13 protein-coding genes are annotated in these 21,512 nt (G+C 56.4%); 10 read left to right on the top strand and 3 right to left on the bottom strand.

Annotation, left to right across the window (positions count from 1 at the left end; translation table 11 throughout):
- Window position 1: 1 nt before the first annotated feature.
- Complete coding sequence (locus tag CI070_RS07860; RefSeq protein ID WP_094136474.1) at window positions 2-1,438, bottom strand: NfeD family protein; 1,437 nt, start codon at window positions 1,436-1,438, stop codon at window positions 2-4.
- A gap of 181 nt (window positions 1,439-1,619) precedes the next feature.
- Between CI070_RS07860 and dnaG the strand changes: the two genes are divergently transcribed.
- From dnaG to CI070_RS07835, 5 genes are all read left to right on the top strand, one after another.
- Complete coding sequence (gene dnaG / locus CI070_RS07855; protein ID WP_179218402.1) at window positions 1,620-3,419, top strand: DNA primase; 1,800 nt, start codon at window positions 1,620-1,622, stop codon at window positions 3,417-3,419.
- Between the two features lie 59 nt (window positions 3,420-3,478).
- The gene (gene rpoD, locus CI070_RS14225) at window positions 3,479-5,545 is read left to right on the top strand and encodes an RNA polymerase sigma factor RpoD (RefSeq protein WP_094136472.1); all 2,067 of its coding nucleotides are present in this window, start codon (window positions 3,479-3,481) and stop codon (window positions 5,543-5,545) included.
- Window positions 5,546-5,583: 38 nt separating this feature from the next.
- Window positions 5,584-6,324 (top strand): M15 family metallopeptidase, encoded by a 741-nt coding sequence (locus tag CI070_RS07845; protein WP_094136471.1) that lies wholly within the window; start codon window positions 5,584-5,586, stop codon window positions 6,322-6,324.
- A gap of 226 nt (window positions 6,325-6,550) precedes the next feature.
- Window positions 6,551-6,967: a hypothetical protein gene (locus tag CI070_RS07840; protein WP_022198781.1), complete on the top strand. Its 417-nt coding sequence runs from the start codon at window positions 6,551-6,553 to the stop codon at window positions 6,965-6,967.
- Between the two features lie 208 nt (window positions 6,968-7,175).
- Entirely contained in the window at window positions 7,176-7,559 is a 384-nt protein-coding gene (locus tag CI070_RS07835; RefSeq protein ID WP_143245623.1) for a hypothetical protein, read from the top strand.
- 199 nt (window positions 7,560-7,758) lie between these two features.
- Here CI070_RS07835 and rpiB read toward each other — a convergent pair whose 3' ends face one another.
- A complete protein-coding gene (gene rpiB, locus CI070_RS07830) occupies window positions 7,759-9,447 on the bottom strand; it encodes a ribose 5-phosphate isomerase B (RefSeq protein ID WP_275539867.1) in 1,689 nt (562 codons plus the stop codon).
- Window positions 9,448-9,622: 175 nt separating this feature from the next.
- Window positions 9,623-11,842: a carboxy terminal-processing peptidase gene (locus CI070_RS07825; protein WP_022198784.1), complete on the bottom strand. Its 2,220-nt coding sequence runs from the start codon at window positions 11,840-11,842 to the stop codon at window positions 9,623-9,625.
- A 511-nt stretch (window positions 11,843-12,353) separates the two neighbouring features.
- On the opposite strand from CI070_RS07825, the gene CI070_RS07815 reads away from it, so the two are divergent.
- The 5 genes from CI070_RS07815 (at window position 12,354) to CI070_RS07795 (ending at window position 21,490) form a co-directional block, all read left to right on the top strand.
- Window positions 12,354-13,319 carry a phosphatidate cytidylyltransferase gene (locus CI070_RS07815; RefSeq protein WP_094136468.1) on the top strand — a complete coding sequence of 322 codons (966 nt, stop codon included), beginning with the start codon at window positions 12,354-12,356 and terminating at the stop codon, window positions 13,317-13,319.
- A gap of 36 nt (window positions 13,320-13,355) precedes the next feature.
- Window positions 13,356-15,941, top strand: a complete 2,586-nt coding sequence (gene hrpB / locus CI070_RS07810; protein WP_094136467.1) for an ATP-dependent helicase HrpB — start codon at window positions 13,356-13,358, stop codon at window positions 15,939-15,941.
- 114 nt (window positions 15,942-16,055) lie between these two features.
- On the top strand, window positions 16,056-18,296 hold the full coding sequence (locus CI070_RS07805) for an inorganic phosphate transporter (protein ID WP_094136466.1): 2,241 nt from the start codon (window positions 16,056-16,058) through the stop codon (window positions 18,294-18,296).
- A 504-nt stretch (window positions 18,297-18,800) separates the two neighbouring features.
- Window positions 18,801-20,099, top strand: a complete 1,299-nt coding sequence (locus CI070_RS07800) for a TlpA family protein disulfide reductase (protein ID WP_094136465.1) — start codon at window positions 18,801-18,803, stop codon at window positions 20,097-20,099.
- Between the two features lie 8 nt (window positions 20,100-20,107).
- Window positions 20,108-21,490 (top strand): CCA tRNA nucleotidyltransferase, encoded by a 1,383-nt coding sequence (locus CI070_RS07795; RefSeq protein WP_256943556.1) that lies wholly within the window; start codon window positions 20,108-20,110, stop codon window positions 21,488-21,490.
- Window positions 21,491-21,512: the final 22 nt, after the last annotated feature.

The following is a 21,512-nucleotide window of genomic DNA, read 5'->3' as shown; positions in this document are numbered from 1 at the left end:
GTCAATCCCCGGAGGGGAAGTCGTCCTTGACGACGACGAGGTCGAATGGACGGATGTCCACGACGCGCACAGGGGTACCCTTAATCAGTATGCCTTGTCGAGAGAAAACCTCGCATATTTCGCCATGAATCATGGCTTTTCCGTTAGGTTTCAGCTCCGTGACGGCGTTCCCGCGGTCTCCTACCTGAACGCGCGCGATATTGACCGCTTCACCGGCGGAACCTCCGCTGACCGTGGCGTTGGTGACACGGCGCATCAGGATGGAATCCGGGAGGTATTTCATCAGCAGGGCAATCAGAATGGAGCCTCCGGTCAGGCCCAGGGCCAGTTTCAGGAGGGGAATGCCCAGGACTGCCGCCAGCGTGTTGACGTCATTCCACTGTCCGTCCCGGATGATATGGTCCCATTCCCAGGAGCTGACCATGCCGCCGAACAGGGCCAGAAAGATGCAGACGCCGCCCGCAACGGCAGCAATGAATGTGCCCGGGATAACGAAGAATTCCACGCAAAGAAGGATTATGCCCAGAACGAGCAGGGCCGCCGTCTCATAGCCGGCCAGATTCCCGGCAATGTTGTTGCCGAAGAAGAACAGGGCAAACGCGGCAATGGCCACAATACCGCCGATGCCGAATCCCGGCGTTTTAAATTCCATGTAAATGCCGCCGATGCCCAGCAGGATCAGGATGGGGGAAGCCCACGCAATCCAGAGGCCGATGCGCTCAAACGCCGTAGGTTCCGCCGTGACTACGGGGGCATTCACTTTCTCCTGGGTCAGCAGATCCGTGACGGAAGAGGCTGTGCCCTGGGCCAGCAGGGGCCTGCCGTCTTCCAGACGCGCGGCGGCTTCCTTGCCCGTCAGGGTCAGGAGCGCGCCTTTTTCCAGTTTGACGGGGCCGAACTGCTGGTCCTGGTCGGACGGGATCATCATGGCTTTCACCACTTCCGGGCGGTAACCCTTTTCCGTCACGACGGAGCGGGTAAAGGCCCAGAAGGCGCTTTCCGCTTTTTTGCGCATGACGGGGTCCATTTCCTCTCCGGATGAGGTGATGATGCCGGCCGCCCCTATGGAGGAGACGGGCGCCATGTAAATTTTATCGCACGCCGCGGAGATGAGCGCCCCGGCGGACATGGCCCTGGGGTTTACGTAGGCGTAGGTGGGAATGGTGAGCGGCTGGATGCTTTTCATCATCATTTCGCTGGTTTCCCAGGCCAGGCCCCCGGGCGTGTTCAAGTCGAATACTACTGCGCGAGCCTGCTCCTCTTGCGCCCTCTTCAGGATGCGGTTCATGAAGCCGAAGCTTTGTTTGCTGGTCAGGGAGTCTTCCCCTACGGGGATAATGACTACCCTGTCGCGGAAAGTGTCCTCCGCGGCCGCCCGGAAGGGGGCGCCGGCAAACAGGGCCAGCAGAGCCAGCAACAGAAGGTGGATGCGCTTCATGCGGACAGGCTAGCATGTTCCGTTCCCGCGCTCAATGGGGAAATGTGTTCCTCCGGGGAGGAAAGCCATTGGCGCTGCGCCATTTTTTTTCTGCCTGCGGAGGCATTGTTTTTCCGTGCATGACGTTCCGGTTCTGTCTTCTTGTGCACCCGGCCCCCTTGTGATAGACTGGTTCCGCCTTATGGGAAGGATTGATGAAGACAGCATCCGGCGCGTTCTGGAGGCCACTGACATTGTAGATGTAGTGGGCTCCTATCTTCCCCTGAAAAGGGCCGGTTCCCGGTGGAAGGCGTGCTGCCCGTTCCACAATGAAAAGACGCCTTCCTTTATTGTGGACCAGAGTCGGCAGAATTTCAAATGCTTTGGCTGCGGGGAAGGAGGATCCGCCATTACTTTTGTGATGAAGATGGAGAACCTGGGGTTTGCGGATACCGTGCGAAGGCTGGCGGAAAAAGCCGGAATCTCCATTGTGGAAGAGGTTTATGACGCCGCGGAAGAAAAACGGCGCAAGGCACGCACGGCTTTGCTTGTAGCCCACAAGAAGGCAGCTGTTTTTTTTCACAGGCTCCTGCTTTGTTCCCCGAAGGCGGCGGAGGCCAGGGCTTACCTGAATTCCCGCGGCTATGGGGCAGACATGGCGAAACGCTGGCAGGTGGGATGGGCTCCCGATTCCTCGCGGGAGTTTCTGGCCTGGGCCCGCAGGGAGGGGATTCCGGACCAGGTCCTGATAGATTCCGGTCTCGCCAACCGCGGAGAACGGGGTGATTTGTACGCCCGTTTCCGGGACAGGCTGATGTTCCCCATCAACAATGTGTACGGAGAATGTGTGGCGTTTTCCGGCCGCATTCTGCGGCCTCAGGAAAACGCAGGCAAGTACGTTAATTCCCCGGAGACGGCCATTTTCAAGAAGGGGGACGTGGTGTTTGCCCTGGACAAGGCGCGCGGCCCTATGGGAAAAAGCGGCAAAGCCCTGTTGTGCGAGGGGCAGATTGACGTCATTGCCTGCCACGAGGCGGGTATTTCTTTTGCCGTAGCCCCTTTGGGGACGGCGTTTACTCCGGAGCATGCCCGGATTCTTTCACGTTATGCTTCACGGATAGTGTTGTGTTTTGATGCGGACAAGGCGGGCATGGCTGCAGCGGATCGGGCTTTTCGTGAACTGGCCCCCTTCGGCAAGGATATTTACCTGGTGAACCTTCCTGCCGGGGACGATCCTGATTCTTTCATGAAGAGGGAGGGGAAAGAGGCTTTTTCTGGGATGGTGGAGCGGGCCCGTTCCTTCTTTGAGGTTCGCATTGAGCGGGCCAGGGAGGGCGGTTTGTTAGATGACGCCGCTTCCAGCGCCGCTTTTGCCCGTGAGATGACGGTCCTGCTGGCCTGCATGAGCGATCCGGTGGCCCGGGACCTGGCTACGGCTGACATAGCCACGCGCATGCGCATGGCTGCAGATAATTTGCGCGGCGCCGTCAGAATGGCCGGACGCCGGAAGGGGCAGGAACAGGCCCAGTCCGCAGAGCGTAAGACGGCTGCGGGGGTCCCGCGGCATCCTCCCGTGAAAATGGATCGCGCCGTGGCCGTGCTCTGTGAACTGGCCCTTCAGAATTCCCGTGCCCAGGGGCTTATCGTGGACCGTATTGAAGAATTGCTGGAGCCGATGCGGCTGCTGCAGGGCGGAGGCATCTTAAAAAAAATTCTGGCCAGGCTGCCTTCTCCGGACAGCCCCGCGGCCGTTCAGGCTTTTTTGGCGTCCCTGCCTCAGCCGGAACGGGATGCCCTGGGTATGCTGAATCTGGAGCCTATCCCCATTCCCGATGTGGACAGGAGTGTACAGGAAGCCTGCTCCGGCATTGCGAAGGCCGCTTTGGAGAGGCACATCGCTTCCCTGATGGCGGAACTGGCGGATCCCTCCACGGATGCTGCCAGAAGGCTGGAATTGTCCAAACTTAGTGTTGACTTGAAGCGTTTGCTGGGTACAATGTAGTGCCTCGATACCTCCGGGTATTGATATAATGGTGAATTGTGCCCTCTTCTTTTCAAGATATGTCCAAATCCGGTGACCCATCCCCCTCTTCTCCCAAGAAGACTTCCGCCAACAAAAAAGCTTCTGAATCCAAGGAAAAAATAACGGCCCGGCCCGCCGCAAAAAATTCCAAAACCGCTCCGAAGGCGGCTCCAGCCAAAAAAAACTCCGCCAGGGTTGCCGCTCCGGCTACGGAAAAGGCCGCCGCCAAACCCGTTGCGGAAAAAAAGGCCCCGGCAAAAAAAGCGTCTCCGGCTTCTGCCTCCAAGAAGGCGGCGCCGGCCGCCAAAAAGACTCCGGCAAAGGCGCCTGAAGCTGTTCCTGCCAAGAAAGCTCCAGCCAAGGCTGCGGAGAAGAAGCCGGCTGAGAAGAAGGCTGCCAAACCTGCTGCGAAGGAGGAAACGCCCAAAAAGTTAAGCGAAATATTGGAAGAGGAACGCAAGAGGGCTGCCAGCCGCAAGGTCACGAATCCGATTGACGCTCCGGAGATTCAGGAAAAAATCCGTGAACTTATCAAGCTCGCCAAGGAACAGGGGTATCTGACTTTTGACGATATTAATGACTCCCTTCCCAACGACATTGTCGATCAGCAGGATTACGAGGCCATCATGGACCGCCTGCGCAGCATGGCGTTTGACATCATTGACGCGTCTGATGTGGACAGCTACACGGACCGCACCCGCATCAGCACGGAAGAAGAGGACGAAGAGGAAAAGCTCGAAGCCAAGATGGACATTCTGGATGATCCCGTCCGCATGTACCTGAAACAAATGGGCCAGGTTTCCCTGCTTACCCGTGAAGAGGAAGTGGCCATTTCCAAGAGAATTGAGGACGCGGAACAGAACGTCCAGCGCTGTGTGCACCGCTTCGGTTTCATCGCGAATGCCTATCTGGACGTAGCCTATCGCCTGCTCGACAATGAGGAACGCTTTGACCGCGTTATCCTTGACAAAAAGATAGACTCCCGTGAGCGCTATATGAAAGGGCTGGCCCAGCTCTGCGCCCAGATACAGCAGACCCATCAGGACGCATCCGGTTCCTTCCGCAAGCTGTACCGCAGCAAGGAGGCGGCCAAGTCCGTCAAGGCCCGCCAGGCCGAATTCGACAAAGTTGCCGGCGTTTTGGTGAAGTTCTTCGGTCGCCTGTATTTCAAGCACAAGGTGATTGAGGATTTCTGTTCCATGATTGACGAGGCCCGCGACCGCGTGCTCCGCATGCAGAAGAAGGTTGCCCTGGATCCGGACAACAAGGAACTCAAGGAACATCTGGCAGAGCTGGAGCTTCGCATGTGGATGACTGCGGATGAGATGGGAGAAGCCTACCAGGAACTCCGCAAATGGCTTCGCGAAGCCCGCAGGGCCAAGGATGAAATGGTAGAGGCCAACCTGCGCCTGGTCATTTCCATTGCCAAAAAATATACCAACCGCGGCCTCTCCTTCCTGGATCTGATTCAGGAAGGCAACATGGGCCTGATGAAGGCGGTGGAAAAATTTGAATACCGCCGCGGCTACAAATTCTCCACCTATGCCACCTGGTGGATCCGCCAGGCCATCACCCGCTCCATTGCAGACCAGGCCCGCACCATCCGCATTCCCGTGCACATGATTGAAACCATCAACAAATTGATGCGCGTGCAAAAGCAGCTGGTGCAGGAGTACGGTAGGGAACCCACTCCGGAAGAAATCGCGGAAGAAATCCATCTGCCTGTGGAACGCGTGCGTTCCGTTTTGAAAATGGCCCAGCAGCCCATTTCCCTGCAAGCCCCCGTGGGGGATTCCGACGATACCTCCTTCGGTGACTTTATTGAAGACAAGGCGGCGGAAAATCCCATGGAGGAAGCCTCCTTCTCTTTCCTGAAAGAAAAAATCAAGGATGTTCTGGACACCCTCACGGACCGTGAACGCGAAGTTATTGAACAGCGCTTCGGCCTCCGGGACGGCAGTCCCCGCACTCTGGAGGAAGTGGGCCGCCAGTTCAGCGTCACCCGCGAACGCATTCGCCAGATTGAAGCCAAAGCCCTCCGCAAGCTGCGCCATCCCACGCGCATCAGCAAGATCAAGGGATTCCTGGAAATGACGGAATCCTGACCGGATTTGCGCCGCATGCCGTGCTACGCTTCGTGGTCATGAAGACTTGCGTAGCTGCGGTATGCGGCATGTTCATGTTACTGGTTTCCTGTTCCGGCAGCAAGGAATTCAAACCGGCGTTCAATCAGCCCCTTCAGCCCGTGATGCAGCCGGGCTTTGTGTATGTGGACCAGGTGGCACCCCTGGTAAAGACTAATTTGAAATATGCCGGATATGACAATTTTGTAGGGCGTCCGCTGGACGGTTACCACGGTCGGCGCGCCATCCTGCGCACCCAGGCGGCGCAGGCGTTGAAAAAAGTCTCGGAAGATTTGTATCGTCAGGGTTACCTGCTGGAAATTTATGACGCCTACCGTCCCCATACCGCCGTGCTGGACATTTGCAAATGGGGAGCTGACGAAGGGGACCAGAAGATGAAGTCCCGGTATTATCCCCATATTGACAAGGCCAAGGTGTTCGGAGACCACTATGTGCGCGATTTCTCGGAACATTCCCGGGGCGTGGCTGTGGATGTTTCCCTGCTGTACGCCAGGACCGGAAAGCCGGTGGATATGGGCGGCCATCATGACCTGCTGGATCCCAGTTCCGCCACGGACTCCACATTAGTGACTCCGTCCCAACGCAGAAACAGGATGATTTTGAAAAAGGCTTTTGAAAAACAGGGTTTTGCCAATTATGCTCCGGAATGGTGGCATTACCGCCTGTTGAATGAGCCTGAACCTACCCTGCATTATTACTTTCCCGCGTGGGACGGCATGACTTCCGCAGGCAGGCCATAAAAGAATTTTACATATCAAATTTTTGTAAAAATTTGTTTGTTAGTTGAGTGGCCGACCCCGTGCTGATTCCTATCAAGCAGAATGTAGAAGATCGTACTGACACCTGGAAAAGATACATTAGAGTAGAAAAAGCAGAACGGCATTATTTCCGCATCGACGGAGACGATGTTCTGACTCTCTAATGGTGTGAGCCATCTATGCGGAAGCCGATACGAAGGGTGCCGAGATGAGGGCGATTGCATTGGTGATGTTGAATCGTCTCGGCAACACGAAAGGGAATGCCTATCGAAATCCATTGTTGAGTATGTTGACGGAATTTGGAGAAATCAAAGACGGTAAGAATCCTAATTGGGCATCTGTAACAAATCAGCAATATGCCAAGGTTGAAGGGGAGAAGTACAGGGATATTGACAGGCTGAGTTGTGAAAAACCGGAAGAAGCCAGAAAGGCGCTTCTTGAGGTTCTGAGCGGTGGCGTAACCGTTCCTTATGATGGATTTAGAACGGCAGGCACTACTCCCAAGCCTCATGTTACTATTGGAGGAACTGACTTTTTGACTGAAAAACAGTACCGGACCTGCACCGTCAAACCAGACGGATGGGATAATTTGTCTGTCTGGCCCGGTGGCCCTTTGGATAGATAAATCATTCTGAAGCATCATCAGGCGGATCAGGTGATTGAGACTTGAGCCGTCTTTTTGATGAAGTAATATCCGGAAGATGAATGCCTCCTTGAAAACGTTTTTTTTCTCTTGCTGCACGGTTCCCCTTGTTGTGGCTTCTGGTGCGCCTTCTCCTCTTGTCGATCATCCTCCGGTAGATGGCGCCGCCTTGCGTTTTCACAAGCAGGAGATGGCTTTTCTGGAAAACTGTTTCCGGGACAATCCGGATAACAAAGTAATCTGGCAGGCGGACCATGAAGCCGCTTTAGTGTGGAGAACGCCTAGGGGCGCCAATTTCAACAGTTATGAATTTAAAGCTTTTCTGCGCCAGCAGGACGGTTCATTTAGAGAAATAGGAAGATATTCTGTTATGTCCGGTTATGGATATTGGGATGAAAAAAATATCCGGTTTTCCAATGAAGGTTTTAAGATTATTTTAATTGCGGATGGAGGGGCAACCCGTGCAAGCCATCAGTTCCATTATTCCCAACCTGCCGCTACCTTTGTTTTCCGGTTGGGCCGGGAAGAGGGCAAATGTTCCAGCGAGGACGTGAGGATGAATAATGATTGTTAATTTCCAAACCGGTTTGTCCGCAATATAGGAGAGGGAAAGCGCAGTTTGGACAATTCCTGGCTATTCCTTGACGAAGAGTTTTTTTGTTGCGGGCGTCTTGGCCGTCCGTATTGGGAGACCGTGAATACGGATTTTTAATTAAAAGGCCGTTCCGCGGAAACGGCGGAACGGCCTGAAAAGCGTTTATGCGCAGGAGATGTTAATGAGGCAGGCGGAAGTTGCGGTTAAACGCGGAAACTTCTTCCTTAAGCTGGGAGAAGCCGTCCGGATTCGGGCATACCTGGTCACCTACGTACAAGGCCAGCGCACGGGCAATGAATTCGGCCACCTGTTCCACGTCTTTTTCTTTCATGCCGCGAGTGGTTACGGCAGGCGTGCCGATGCGGATGCCGGAGGGTTTCATGGGAGAGCCCGTGTCAAACGGGATGGCGTTCTTGTTTACGGTGATGCCTACGCGGTCCAGGGCTTCCTGCGCGTCTGCGCCGTTAATGCCCTTGTTGCGGAGGTCTACCATGAAGACGTGGTTGTCCGTACCGTTGGAGACGACGCGGAAGCCGAGTTCCGCCATTTTGGCCGCCATGGCCTTGGCGTTTTTGACAACCTGGGCCGCATAGTCCTTGAATTCGGGCTTCAGAGCTTCCCCGAAACAGGCCGCCTTAGCGGCAATGATGTGCATGAGGGGACCTCCCTGCATTCCGGGGAAGACGGCGGCATCCAGTTTTTTGGCGTATTCCTCCTTGCAGATGACGAAGCCGCCGCGGGGGCCGCGCAGGGATTTATGCGTGGTGGAGGAGACGAAGTCCGCATAGGGAACCGGATTCGGGTGCTGCCCCCCTGCCACCAGGCCCGCGATGTGGGCCATGTCCACGAACAGGTAGGCACCGCAGGCCCTGGCAATCTGTCCCATGCGTTCAAAGTCGATTGTGCGTGAGTAGGCGCTTGCTCCCGCCGTGATCATTTGCGGCTTCACCTCCAGAGCCAGTTTTTCCAAAGCATCATAGTCAATAGCTTCCGTTTCCTGGGATACGCCGTAGTGAACCACATTGTACAGTTTGCCGGAGAAGTTGGCCCGGTGACCGTGGGTGAGGTGGCCGCCGTGGGAGAGATCCATCGTGAGAATGGTGTCGCCCGGCTTCAGAACAGAGAAGTAAACGGCCATGTTGGCCTGGGAACCGGAGTGGGGCTGCACATTGGCATGATCCCCGCCGAAAATTTCCAGTACGCGGTCAATGGCGATCTGTTCCACTTTGTCCACCACCTCGCAGCCGCCATACCAGCGTTTGCCGGGATAGCCTTCCGCGTATTTGTTGGTCAGCAGGGAGCCCTGGGCTTCCCGGACGGAGGGGGAAGTGAAGTTTTCAGAGGCAATCAGTTCAATGTTGTTGCTTTCCCGGCGTCCTTCTTCCTGAATGAGGGCCGCCAGTTCCGGATCCGTCCATTGCAGGGGGCTGCCGGAGGATTTGACGACGCGGCGTTCATGGCGCCCGCCTTCAAAGTCAGCATGCAGCCAGGCGTCCAGGACATCTTCCACACTTTCATTGTCCACATAGGCGGAAGCCAGGCAGAGCAGGTTGGAATCATTGTGCTGGCGGGAGAGGGCCGCAGCAGGGGCCGTGCGGCAGAGGGCGGCGCGGACGCCTACCCAGCGGTTGGCGGCAATGCTCATGCCGATGCCGGACCGGCAGATAAGGATGCCGCGGTCGTTGGTGCCGTCAGCAATGCTGCTTGCGACTGCATTGGCATAGTCGGAATAATCACAGGAATTTTTGGTCATGGTTCCCATGTCGGTCACTTCATGACCCCATGCCTTGAGGAGTTCTGCTACGGTTTCCTTGAGATCGACTCCGGCGTGATCCGCGCCGATGGCAATTTTGTATGTCGTATTCATGGTGGTGCTCATTGCTGACGGGCAAAAATACTGCCTTATTTCCCTCCGGCTGGCAAGCCCCGGATTCATTTCGGGCTGTTCGGGAGGCACGGCTCCCGGAATTGCCTCCGTGAAAAAGAACCCCGGTCCCCTGAATGGGGCCGGGGCGGCAAGGAGGTTCGCGAGGAGCGAGCCGTTATTTTCCGGAGGATTCCAGCTTCAGCATATCCTGGACGATGTTGATGCCTTCACGGAGTTCCGGATCAAGGCCGGAGGGGTATTCCGGGGAGTCGTCCAGTTCTGCCGTGGGGTCTTCCGCCAGGTGCATGAATTGTTCATTGTCTTTTTCCGGATCCGCCAGGGGCAGCTCCTTGGCGTTGACGTCGTCCAGCGTCAGGCGGTAAATTTTGTATTTGGTAGCGTCTTCCTTGGCCATTTCCGCGAAGCGGATTTTGCGTTCCTTGTTGATGGATTTGCGGCGTTCTTCCAGGGCGGAGTTTTCCTGTTCCCGGATTTTCTTGTTCAGGGAAAGCTTGTTGTCCTTGATGCGCTGTTTCATCATGGCGATATCTTCCCTGGCAATCTGGAGATCGCGGTCTTTTTCCACGCGCTTCGCGCTGGCATCTTTCAGCACGGGCAGCATGGCCGCGATGGAGGAGTCCTTTTTGTAGTTGGTGCAGGGCGTAATCTGGTCATAGGGCATCGCGTAGTCCAGAATGTCTTCTCCCAGCTCGAATGCCGCCGTAGCGGTGGGAAGCTGGATATCGCTTTCCACGCCTTTGAGCTGGGTGGAGCCGCCCGCCACACGGTAAAATTTCTGGGTAGTGACTTTCAGCAGGCCCGCACGGTCTCTGGCCGCGAAGAAAGGCAGGTATTGGCCGATGTCCACAGGCTGCTGCACAGACCCCTTCCCGAAGGTGGATTCATCCCCCACAATCACGGCGCGGCCGTAATCCTGAAGGGCCGCGGCCAGAATTTCAGAGGCGGATGCGCTGAGTTTATTAATGAGCACCACAATGGGGCCATTGAAGAGTTTCTGGCGGTTGTGAGCGGATTTGATATCCACGTTGCCGCGGGTGTCCTTGATTTGCACCACGGGGCCGTTTCCGGTAAAGAAGCCCGTCATCAGGCGCACTTCCTCCAGGGAACCGCCGCCGTTGCTGCGCAGGTCAATTACCAGGCCATCCACATTTTCCTTGTTCATCCGTTCCAGGATTTTTTTGACATCCTTGGCACAGCGGCGGTCTCCGCCTTCCATGTCTGCGTAGAAGGAGGGAAGGCTCAGCACGCCAATGCGGTTCCTGCCTTCCGGAGCTCCGGTAAGTTCAATGATTTCACCTTTGGCAAGTTCATCCTTCAGAGGTACCTTGGAGCGGGTCAGCGTAATGATTTTGGCCTGTCCGGGGGCGTCTGCCGGCTCTACTTTCAGGCGCATCTGGGTATTTTCGGCTCCGCGGATCATATCCACCACTTTGTCCAGCTTCATGAACAGGATATCCACCATTTCTCCGGAGTTGTCGGAGTCAATGGCAACGATGCGGTCGTTCAGCTTCAATTCTCCGGATTTGTCAGCCGGTCCTCCCACAACGATACCGGTAATTTTGGTGGAACCGTCGTCTTCACTGCCCAACAGGGCGCCGATGCCGGTGAGTTCCGTACCCATGGAGATTTTGAAACGGTCCACCTGGCGCGCACCCATGTAATCCGTATGCGGGTCATACGTCAAGGCTACGGCGCTGAGCAGTGTTTCCGCTACGTCTTCCAGATCCGTTTCCTGAATATTGCGCTGAATGCGTTCATAACGCATAAGCAGTTTTTCCTCCGCTGGTTTCTCATTGGCCAGGGGATCGGGCTTGTTCTGTTCCTTGGCCAGGCGCGCTACGGTTTCACGGCGCAGGATTTCGGACAGGAGCTGTTCCTCCACCATGTCTTTCCAGACCTGCTGCATTTCCGCCTCATCCTTGGGCCACGCGGCTGTTTTGCGGCGGGAACGTTCGATAGACTTGTCTTTGTCAAAGGTGAAGCCTCCCTTTTTCAGCAAATCCCGCGCATAGGAGATGCGCTGCATGGCGCGCTGGCGGTAAAGGGAGTGCATGGCCTGGGCCGCATCCATCATCTGGCCGGACATAAGGTAGTCGTCCAGCTCCTTACCGTATTTTCTTTTGAGGGCGTCTACGTCCTGCTGGGTGAAGAATATTTTGTTGGGGTCTACCTTGCGCAGGTAGGTTTCCAGGAATTTGGCGGATAGTTCATCGCTGAATTCTTTGCGGGAGAAGTGGAAATTCTGGAGCAGCAGGGACATTTGCTTGCCCACCTGGTTGAAGTCCGTAGCCGCAGAGGCGCAGGAAGTAATGGCGGCTGCGGCTAGGGCCGAGAATGCGGTGAGTCTAATCCAACGGAATGAGTGCATGTTCATAACGGAAAAGGGTGCGTTTTTTTCCATTTGGGGAAAAAGCTGACGCCGGGATGTAAGTGTTACTGATTTGCAGGTGATTGTCTATCTTATAAAACGTCCACATGACGCTATTTTGCTCTCCTTGTTTCCGGAAGAGGACAAGAGTAAATGGAAGCCGGTTCATCCGGAAATATCCGGCGGCGGCAGGGGGAGGAAAGAAGAGAATTCATGGGTGGATAAATCCACCATAAAGTTTGAAATTTTGTGCGGAAGTCCGGCATTTGTCATATTGGAGCTGCATGGAAATGGATTTCATTTTACGGATGTTTTTTCCGCTTTTTGTTGTTGCGTGCTTTCTTTGGTTTTCCGTTGCTGCATCCTTCCCGGAGAGGGAAAAGTGGCGGGATGACTGCTTTCCTGTTTGCAGCGGAGAGGGTGAGGATGGGGAGAACGGACGTTTTCCGAAGAGACGCCGCAGGAAAGGAAGCATTTCAGGATTGAGGTTGCAACGGTTTTCTGTACACTTCGCGTGATGATGAGCATACCGAATCGGGACAAGAGTTTTTCCGGAAGCAAGATGGGTGTTCTGGTGCAGCGTTCATTCAGCACCGTGGTTTTGCTTGGGTTGCTGGCCGGGGCTTTGTGGTGGGACTGCGAACTTGGGTATTACGGTCTGGTCTGCATTTTCTGTATTTTGGCCGCTTGGGAATGGCGGCACATGCTGCTGCGTTCCGGAAAAGCCTCCCAGCCGAACTTGAGCTTTCTTTTCGGAGTGGCGTACCCCGTATTGCTGTCCTGGTCATGCTGCATCACTAAATTCCGGGAAAGCGCCCTTGCGGAACAGGTTTCTTTCCTCATCCCCCTTCCTCTTCTGGTGGCGCTTGCCGCTCCGGTCCTCCTGGTAGTGGTTGCCTTCATCCGTGAGATGAAGCGCCCGGTGGACGGAAGCAGGGCGCTCCGTTCCGTGGGTACTACGCTGCTTTCCTTTATTTATCCCGTCTGGCTGTTCTCTTTTGCCATTCTGGCCCTGCATCTGGCGTATATGAGGGCGGGGTATGTTTATCCGGCCATTGTCATGTGTGTGCTGTGGGTCGTTCTGGTAACGAAGATGGCGGACATTTTTGCCTACGTGAGCGGGTTCCTGCTGGGCGGCCGCCTTTTTTCCCGCAGGCTCATTCCCCACATCAGCCCCAAGAAAACGTGGGAGGGCCTCCTCGGTTCCTGGGCGCTGACGAATGCGGCGGCCATAGGGCTGGTTTTCCCGATGTTCGGAATTTCCGTCTTGTCCATAACCCAGGTATTGGTACTGATGGGATGCACATCCCTCATTTTCCTGCTTTCCGTTTACGGGGATCTGGCCGGGTCCCTGGTTAAACGCAGCCTGGCCATCAAGGATTCCGGTTCCCTGCTGCCGGGGATAGGAGGAATTTTTGATTTGATTGACAGCCCTTCCTTTACCGTGCCGTTTTTCTGGTTTCTGCTGGCCTGCATCGGCTGAATGTCCCCGGCACGAACGGATTCCCTGTAACCCGTTATGGTTTTTTCTTCTCTTCCCATTGAGGAAATCCGCGGAGAATTGATGGAGGCTCTGCGGGTTCCTTCTCCGCGCGTTTTGTTGAAAGCTCCTACCGGCTCCGGCAAGTCCACCGGCGTTCCTCCGATGATGGATGACGCCGGTCTGGGAGACCGTGGCCTGATTGTCGTTGTGCAGCCCCGGCGGATGGCCGCTCGTCTGCTGGCGCGGCATGTGGCCCGGCTGCGCGGGGTGGAGCTGGGAAAAGAAGTGGGGTATGCGGTGCGTTTTGAACGGCATATTTCCTCCCGCACCCGTATCGCGTATGTGACGGACGGCATGCTGGAGCGCTGGCTGACGGAACGGCCCACCCTGGAAGGGGTGAGCGCCGTGGTGTTTGATGAGTTCCATGAACGGAGCCTTTCCGGGGATTTATCCCTGGGGCGTGTGCTGGATCTGCAGGAAGGGCCGCGCCGGGATCTGGCCGTGGCGGTGATGTCCGCCACACTGGAGATATCCGGCCTGCGGGAATATATGGGAAGTTCTTGCCGGGTTCTGGAAGCGCAAGGCAGGCAGTATCCCGTGGAAATCGTTTACCGGGCCCCCCGCTTGGTCAGTGACGGACGCGGCAGAGTGGCGCCTCCCCCCATATGGGAGCAGGCGGCGGATGTTGTGCGGGAGGCGGTGAGGGAGGACGGCTGCGGGGATGTGCTGGTATTTATGCCGGGCGTGTATGAAATACGGAAAACGGTGGATCTGCTGGCAGGAAAGCCGTGGATGGGCGGCAGGGACGTTTTCCCCCTTTACGGGGCTCTGACGCCGGAGCAGCAGAATCGCGCCGTGGAGCGGGGGGAGATTCCCCGTGTTATTGTTTCCACCAATGTGGCGGAAACTTCCCTGACGATTGAGGGGGTGCGCACCGTGGTTGATTCCGGGCTGGTGCGCCGGTCCGGCTGGGATCCGTACCGGGGGATGGATACGCTGCATCTGGTGAAGATTTCCAAGGCGTCCGCCGCCCAGCGCGCGGGCCGTGCCGGGCGCGTGGCTCCGGGGCGCTGTTTCCGGCTGTGGAGTGAGGCGGAACAGGCCCGGAAGGAAGATTTTGACCCGCCCGAATGTTTCCGGGTGGATTTGGCCGGGGCCGTTTTGAATTTGGCTGCCTGGGGCGTCAACGTGCCGGAAAATTTCCGTTGGCTGGATGTTCCTGCCCCTCTGGTGATGCAGCGGGCAGTAAATTTGTTGGCTGCCCTGGGCGCTACGGAGGCGGACGGAAGCCTGACGGATACGGGAAAAAGGATGACCGCTTTTCCCCTGCCGCCCCGGCTGGCCCGCCTGATGGTGGCCGGGCAGGATGAGCAGTGCGCCGTGGAACTGGCTGCTATTGCTGCCCTGATGCAGGGAGAAGGTGTTGCGGTGAAGGGTGGGCTGAACGATCATTTGCGCGATTCCGCGGATTACACGGATTTTCAGGCGGAGTGGCGCGCGGTGGAGAAGGCTGTGGAGGCCGGTTTTGGGGCGGGGACGTGTACCCACTGGGGCATTTCCGCCCGCGGGGCGCGGGAGGCATGGATGGCATACCGGCAGCTTCTGTCCGTCGGCAGCCGGGGAAAAGTCCGGGAAACGCCGGGACCGGATTTTACGGCGGCGCGTCCTGCCGTAGTCCGTGCGATGATTGAGAGTTTTGCGGACCATGTGGGTGTTCGAAATGGCGTGGCCGCCAATACATGCCGCATGGCCGGCGGTGTGGGCGGCAGGCTGGCGGAAGGAAGCGTGGTGTTTCATGGGGAGCATTTCGTGGCCGCAGAGGTGGCGGAATTGTCCGGGAAGGCGGTGGAAACCCGTGTGGGACGCTGTACGCTTGTTGCGCCGGAAGATTTGCGTTCCATTTGGCCGGAACGTTTTTCCTGCGGGGAGGAAGCCGTCTTCGATGCCGCTTTGCGCCGCGTGCGTTTGCGCCGGAGGCTGATGTATGGAGATCTGGTGCTGGAGGATCGTGACCGCGGAGATGCTTCTCCGGAGCTGGCCGCCCCGGTTCTGGCGGAAAAGGTAGTGGACGGTACCCTGAAGCTGGTGAAATGGAATGATGCCGTGGAACAGTGGATACGCCGTCTTAATGGTTTGAGCGTTTGGATGCCGGAACTGGAGCTGCCCCGTTTTTCGGAGGAGGACAAGCTGGTCGCCATTTCCCTGGTCTGTGAAGGGGCCGTAGGTTATAAGGACATCAAGGAACGGGAGATTCTTCCCGTGCTGAGGGATTGGCTTTCCGGCTGGCAGGCGAAGGCGCTGGACGATTATGCGCCGGTAAGCCTCACGCTGCCCAATGGCCAGCATGCCAGGGTCAGGTACGGGGAGGATTCCTCCCCGGTGATCAGTCTGACGGTGCAGCGCCTGTTCGGCGTGGCTGTTTCCCCGCGCATTGCCAACGGGGCCGTCCCCGTGATTGTGGAGGTGCTGGCTCCCAGCCAGAGGCCGTGGCAGGTAACGGGTTCTCTGGAAAGTTTTTGGCGGAACGGCTACGGGCAAATGAAAAAGGACCTGGCGGGGCGTTATCCCCGGCACCGCTGGCCCGACCCCGGGGAGCTGGATTTCCTGCCACGCTCCCGTTGATAAGGAGAAAGGATTTTTCTGTAACAAAACAGTAGCAAAATCGACCGTTTCCGTGTAAAGAGGCGGTGGTGCAGCTCGCGGACGCCCTCCGCCCACCATTCACAAGAGACAGTTATGGACTCAATCTACTGGATTATCATCACGGCCCTGCTGCTTCTGGCGGCATTTGACTTGATCAACGGCGTAGCGAATGACGCCGTCAACTTCCTCAATTCCGCCATCGGTTCCAAGGCCGCTCCCGTGCGGGTGATCCTGACCGTAGCTTCCATCGGCGTGCTGGTGGGGGCCTGCTTCTCCGGAGGCATGATGGAAGTGGCCCGCAACGGCATTTTTCACCCGAACATGTTCAGTTATCATGAAGTGATGCTGCTCTTCCTGGGGGTGATGATCAGTGAGGTGATCCTGCTGGATACCTTCAATACGTTCGGATTGCCTACGTCCACCACCGTTTCCCTGGTGTTCGGTATTTTAGGGTCTTCCGTAGCGACGGCCCTGTTCAAGATTTCCAAACTCCGCCTGGTTCAATCCGTGTGGGATTTCATTAATACGGACAAGGCTTTTGAAATTGTCACCAGCATTCTTCTTTCCGTAGCCATCGCCTTTACGGTAGGCACCATCGTCATGTGGATTTCCCGTCTGGCGTTCACGTTTAAATACCAGTCCCGATTCAAATGGTTCGGCTGCTTCTGGTGCGGCATGGCCATGACGGCGATCGCCTATTTCGCCGTTTTCAAGGGCCTGAAGGAATCTACCCTGATGGAACCCTCGTTTATCCAATACATTGACCAGAATCTGGGCATGGCCCTGCTCACGGCCTTCGGCGGTTTTTCCGTGCTCATGTTCCTGCTCCAGCATTTGTTCATGACGAATATCCTGCGCCTGACCGTTCTGGCGGGCACTTTTTCCCTGGCCCTGGCCTTTGCGGGCAACGACCTGGTGAATTTCATCGGCGTTTTCATGGGCGGCCTGGATTCCTTCCAGTACGCCAGAGGTGTGGCGGCGGCCGGAGGCTCTCCCTCATCCATCCTCTCCATGGAGTGTCTGATGCCGGGGCAGGGCATGCCGGTAAACCATTACATTCTGTTCGCCGCGGGCTGCATGATGATTTTTGCCCTGTGGTTCTCCAAAAAGGCGAAAACGGTGATCGCCACCGGCGTGGAACTTTCCAGACAGGGTGAAGGCGGTATTGAGCGTTTCGGCTCCGTCCCCCCCGCCCGCGCCATTGTTCGCAGCGCTATCGCCCTGGGACGCGGGGTAAAAAGGCTTATTCCCGCCCGCATGCTGGTACGCATGAACCACCAGTGGGATCCCGCCCCCCAGCCTTTGAATCCCAAGGACCGGGTAGCCTTTGACCTGATTCGAGCCACGGTGAACCTGACGGTCGCTTCCCTGCTGATCGCATGGGCTACGGGCAAGCAGCTTCCCCTTTCCACCACGTATGTGACATTCATGGTGGCCATGGGGTCTTCCCTGGCGGACAAGGCATGGGGCAGGGAGAGCGCGGTTTACCGCGTGACCGGCGTGCTGACGGTGATTTCCGGCTGGTTCATGACCGGGCTGGCTGCCTTTACGCTGGCCGCCATCATGGCTACCATCCTGCATTACGGGCAGGTTTACGCCATCTTCGGCCTGCTGTTCCTGGTCGTTGTCATTCTGGTGAAGTCCACTATCATGCACCGCAGGCGGGAGAGTAAGCTTTCCGTAGAGCGTTTTGACCAGATTACGGAAGAAAATATTCTGGATGTATGCAGCCACCAGATTGTGGACAGCACGCTCAAGCTGCGGGAGATTTACAATGACACCGTGGAAAACTTTTTCCAGGGAGACAGGAAGGCCCTGAAGGAACTGGCGGATGCCGCGGAACGGCTGGCCATGACCAGCAGCGAGCATCACAAGTACGATATTCTCCCTATCCTGTACAAGATGCAGTCCCGCTCCCTGGATATGGGTTACCACTTTGTGCAGGCCCTGGAGCATTTGAACGAAGCTACGCAGAGCCTGTCGCAATTTTCCGAGTCCATCTTTACGTACGTGGATAATAACCACACGCCGTTTACGATTGACCAGGTGGACGATCTGAAGGAGGTGCATGCCGCTCTCATCAAGCTGCTGGATGAATATTGCAAAATGCTCCAGACGGGGACGTACATTCAGTTCGATTACACGATGGTGGCTCAGGAACAGCTTCTTCAACTGGTGGCGAAGGCCACCAAGCGCCAGATCAAGCGGGCTCAGCGCAACCAGACGCGCACCCGTTCCTCCCTGCTTTATCTGAACATGCTTAATGAGATGAGGTTCATGGCCGTGCAGGTGCGGGCCCTGACCAATGACGAACGAAACTTTGTAGCGGCCTAAAGCGGCGGTTCTCTGTTTTTTTCACGGGAGGGAAAAAATTCTTGAGCGTTTAGTTCATGAGGGGATGTTGAATGAACAGGGATGTTCGATAAGGGAGGAACGAGAGCTTTCCTTATCACCAAGAATAGCCCTGATTTCATAGGTAGTTAGTTGGAGCGGCTACGGGAGAAATTCCGTAGCCGCTTTTTTGTTGCCCCGGGGCTTGTGTCATACAAAAGAAGTAATGTTTGAACATATTTGCCGGGCGTTTGTCTTACCCATAACGGTTATGATCCGGATGCAGTGAAAGAGAGAGCGCTTCATCCACTTAAGGACTCGACCGTCTTCATAGGTAGTTAGTTGAACAGCAGCCCCGGCGAAGGGATTCGCCGGGGTTTGTTCATTTCAGGAACATGTATTCCGGGGACGTAAACAGCTGGGAGGGAGAGGGAAAGAAAAAATAGGCAGCGTTTTGCCACGGGGTTTGATTGACGTGCGGGACGCGTCAGGGCATAGTGGCAGGGTATGAAGAGAGCGTTTTGCGTGATAGCCGGTGCATGCAGCCTGATTGGATGGGCTCCGGCGGACGAGACGGGCATGAACAGGGTGCTGGAGGATTGGCGGATGAGGCAGTCCGACTGGGAATCCGCATTGAAAACGGCTGAAAGCGCAGAAAAAAGGGCGGAATTAATGGAGAACCGTCCGGATGCCGTTCCGGTGGCTCGGGAATTATGGAGGCAGGCTGGGAGCGACCTTCAGAAGCCCGAAACTCAAAAACCCTGCCTTCTTCCGGCTGTCGTCTGGTTCCTGAATCATCCCCAGGCTGTAGCGCAGGCGTTTCCGAATGGAGATATGGCCAGAAAGATTGTCGTGTTTTGCCTGGATTCCCTGGAAAATACGCTGTTCCGGGAACAAGGGGCGGGGAAGGCGGCGTATGCCCTGAGCAATTCCCGCGACCTGCGCTGCCGCGTTATTCTGGAACAGATCAAGGATTACAACCAGTTCCCGGAGGACCAGGGCCTGGCTTCCCTGGGACTGGCCATGGTGATGAAGGAAACGACAGGGATGCTTCAGGATGACGTCAGGCTGGTGGCGGCCCGCGGAAAATTGCTGAAAGACGCCATTATCAAATGCTATGATTCCAGCTTCGGCCCCATTCCTGTTCAGGATATTGTGAAGGAGGAACTATACGAAATACGTAATCTCAATATCGGGCAGACCGGGCCTGGAATCAGCCTTCCTTCCACCGCGGCGGCCGGAAATGTGACGCTCCCTTCCGGGGATAAGCCCGTGCTGGTAGTTTTTTGGGATCCGCAGGATATGCGTTCCGTTCAGTTTTTGCAAAAAGCCGCGTCTCTCCGGAAAGAGTTTCCCGGTTTGACGGTGATGCCGGTGGCTCCCGGAAAGAGGGAGAACGTGGAAAAGGCCCTGTTAAACTTGAAAATGGATATGCCTTCCCTGGTGGATGAAAAGGCGGCGGCGTTTAAGGATTACCGGGTGAGGCTCACCCCGCGCGTGTATCTGCTGGCCCCCGCGGGGAAAATCCTGATGCGCGGCACGCCGGATATGCTGTTTGACGCCAACCTGTACGCAGTCATGGGTAAACTGGAGGGAAAGAAGAAAGAAATGCCGGATGGGAAAAAGGTCCCCTCCACACCTGCTTCCTCCAAGCCTGTTTCTCTGCCGGCCAGGATTAATTCCCCGGATACGCGCGTTCCCTCCGCTTCCCGGCCTGACAGGCTGCGGCACGCATTCCCTTCCTCCCCCTCCGGTGCGGAGGAAGATTCTCTTTCCGCTCCTCCTTTGAGGCCCATGCCTGAATGATCCGTTTCATGGAGGGGATTCTGTTGAGAAAGGCCGCGGAGGCCGTGGCCCGGGTTCTTTCCGGAGCAGGACACACCGTATATTTTGTGGGCGGCTGTGTCCGGGACAGGTTGCTGGGATATTCCGTGAAGGATATCGACATTGCCACCTCCGCCCGTCCGGATGAGGTGTTGCGCCTGTTTCCGGATGCCTGGGAAGTGGGCGCCGCCTTCGGCGTGGTGCTGGTCCGCCGAGAAGGTTTTTCCTTTGAAGTGGCAACCTTCCGCAGAGACGGCAGCTACAGGGATGGCCGGAGGCCGGAAGCCGTCTGTTTTACGGATGCGGAAGAAGATGCCCGGCGGCGTGATTTTACCATGAACGGCCTTTTTGAAGATCCGTTTTCTTCGCCTCCGGGCCATGTGGTGGATTATGTAGGAGGCATGGAGGATATCCGGGCCCGCGTATTGAGGTGCATCGGGGAGCCGGACCGCCGTTTTGAAGAAGATTCCCTGCGGCTGATGCGCGCCGTACGTTTTGCCGTTACCAGGGAAGTTCAGGTGGAGAAGGAAACTTGCTCCTCCATTTTCAGGAATGCGCCGCTGCTGGCCCGGATTGCCCCGGAACGCATCAGGGAGGAACTGGACAGGATTTTATTGTCTCCCGGAAGGAAACGGGGTGTGGAAATGCTGGTGGAAACGGGGTTGATGAAGCATATCATTCCGGAAATATACGATATGATAGGCTGTACGCAGCCTCCCCAATGGCATCCGGAAGGGGATGTATACACCCATACGCTGATGATGCTGGACGCGCTGGGAAGGGACGGTTCCCCCGTGTCTTTGGTGCTGGCCCTGGGGGTTCTGCTGCATGACATCGGAAAGCCTCCCTGCCGCCAGGTGGATGAAACGGGGCGCATCCGTTTTTCCGGCCATGACAAGGAAGGCTCTTCCATGGCCAGGGTCATTTTAAGAAGGCTAAAATATTCCAATGCCGTGGTGGATGCGGTGTGTTCCATGGTGGAGCGCCATATGCGCTTCATCAACGTGAGGCAGATGAGGAAATCTACGCTGCGAATGTTCATGAACGCTCCTCATTTCCGGGATGAACTGGAACTCCACCGCCTGGATTGCCTTTCCTCCAACGGACTGATGGACAACTGGCAATTTGTCAGGGACTTCATGGATTCCTACCGGAATGCCCCTCTGGTGCCTCCTCCTCTGGTGACCGGGCGTGATCTGGTGAATCTGGGGCTGTCCCCGGGGCCTGATTTCGGGAAATGGCTGTCCCGTCTGCAGGAGCTTCAGTTGGAGGGAACGCTCCGGACCAGGGAGGAAGCCCTGCTGCAGCTGGGACAAATTGCCCCGGTGGAACAGAATGCGCTTGCAGAATACCTGAAAAAGTTAGCATTATAAGCGTCAAAATTTGATTATTTCA

It is taken from the genome of Akkermansia muciniphila (genome assembly GCF_900184965.1).
In the GTDB taxonomy this organism is placed as follows: Bacteria; Verrucomicrobiota; Verrucomicrobiia; order Verrucomicrobiales; family Akkermansiaceae; genus Akkermansia; species Akkermansia muciniphila_A.
This window is presented reverse-complemented; position numbering and strand designations above follow the sequence as displayed.

What these genes read in the sequence shown, in the direction of transcription:
- CI070_RS07835 (WP_143245623.1), top strand. Translation starts at nt 7,176, where the DNA reads ATGGCTTTTCTGGAAAACTGTTTCCGGGACAATCCGGATAACAAAGTA.
- rpiB (WP_275539867.1), bottom strand. Translation starts at nt 9,447, where the DNA reads ATGAATACGACATACAAAATTGCCATCGGCGCGGATCACGCCGGAGTC.
- hrpB (WP_094136467.1), top strand. Translation starts at nt 13,356, where the DNA reads ATGGTTTTTTCTTCTCTTCCCATTGAGGAAATCCGCGGAGAATTGATG.
- CI070_RS07825 (WP_022198784.1), bottom strand. Translation starts at nt 11,842, where the DNA reads ATGAACATGCACTCATTCCGTTGGATTAGACTCACCGCATTCTCGGCC.
- rpoD (WP_094136472.1), top strand. Translation starts at nt 3,479, where the DNA reads ATGTCCAAATCCGGTGACCCATCCCCCTCTTCTCCCAAGAAGACTTCC.
- CI070_RS07840 (WP_022198781.1), top strand. Translation starts at nt 6,551, where the DNA reads ATGAGGGCGATTGCATTGGTGATGTTGAATCGTCTCGGCAACACGAAA.
- CI070_RS07805 (WP_094136466.1), top strand. Translation starts at nt 16,056, where the DNA reads ATGGACTCAATCTACTGGATTATCATCACGGCCCTGCTGCTTCTGGCG.
- CI070_RS07800 (WP_094136465.1), top strand. Translation starts at nt 18,801, where the DNA reads ATGAAGAGAGCGTTTTGCGTGATAGCCGGTGCATGCAGCCTGATTGGA.
- CI070_RS07815 (WP_094136468.1), top strand. Translation starts at nt 12,354, where the DNA reads ATGATGAGCATACCGAATCGGGACAAGAGTTTTTCCGGAAGCAAGATG.
- CI070_RS07845 (WP_094136471.1), top strand. Translation starts at nt 5,584, where the DNA reads ATGAAGACTTGCGTAGCTGCGGTATGCGGCATGTTCATGTTACTGGTT.
- CI070_RS07795 (WP_256943556.1), top strand. Translation starts at nt 20,108, where the DNA reads ATGGAGGGGATTCTGTTGAGAAAGGCCGCGGAGGCCGTGGCCCGGGTT.
- dnaG (WP_179218402.1), top strand. Translation starts at nt 1,620, where the DNA reads ATGGGAAGGATTGATGAAGACAGCATCCGGCGCGTTCTGGAGGCCACT.
- CI070_RS07860 (WP_094136474.1), bottom strand. Translation starts at nt 1,438, where the DNA reads ATGAAGCGCATCCACCTTCTGTTGCTGGCTCTGCTGGCCCTGTTTGCC.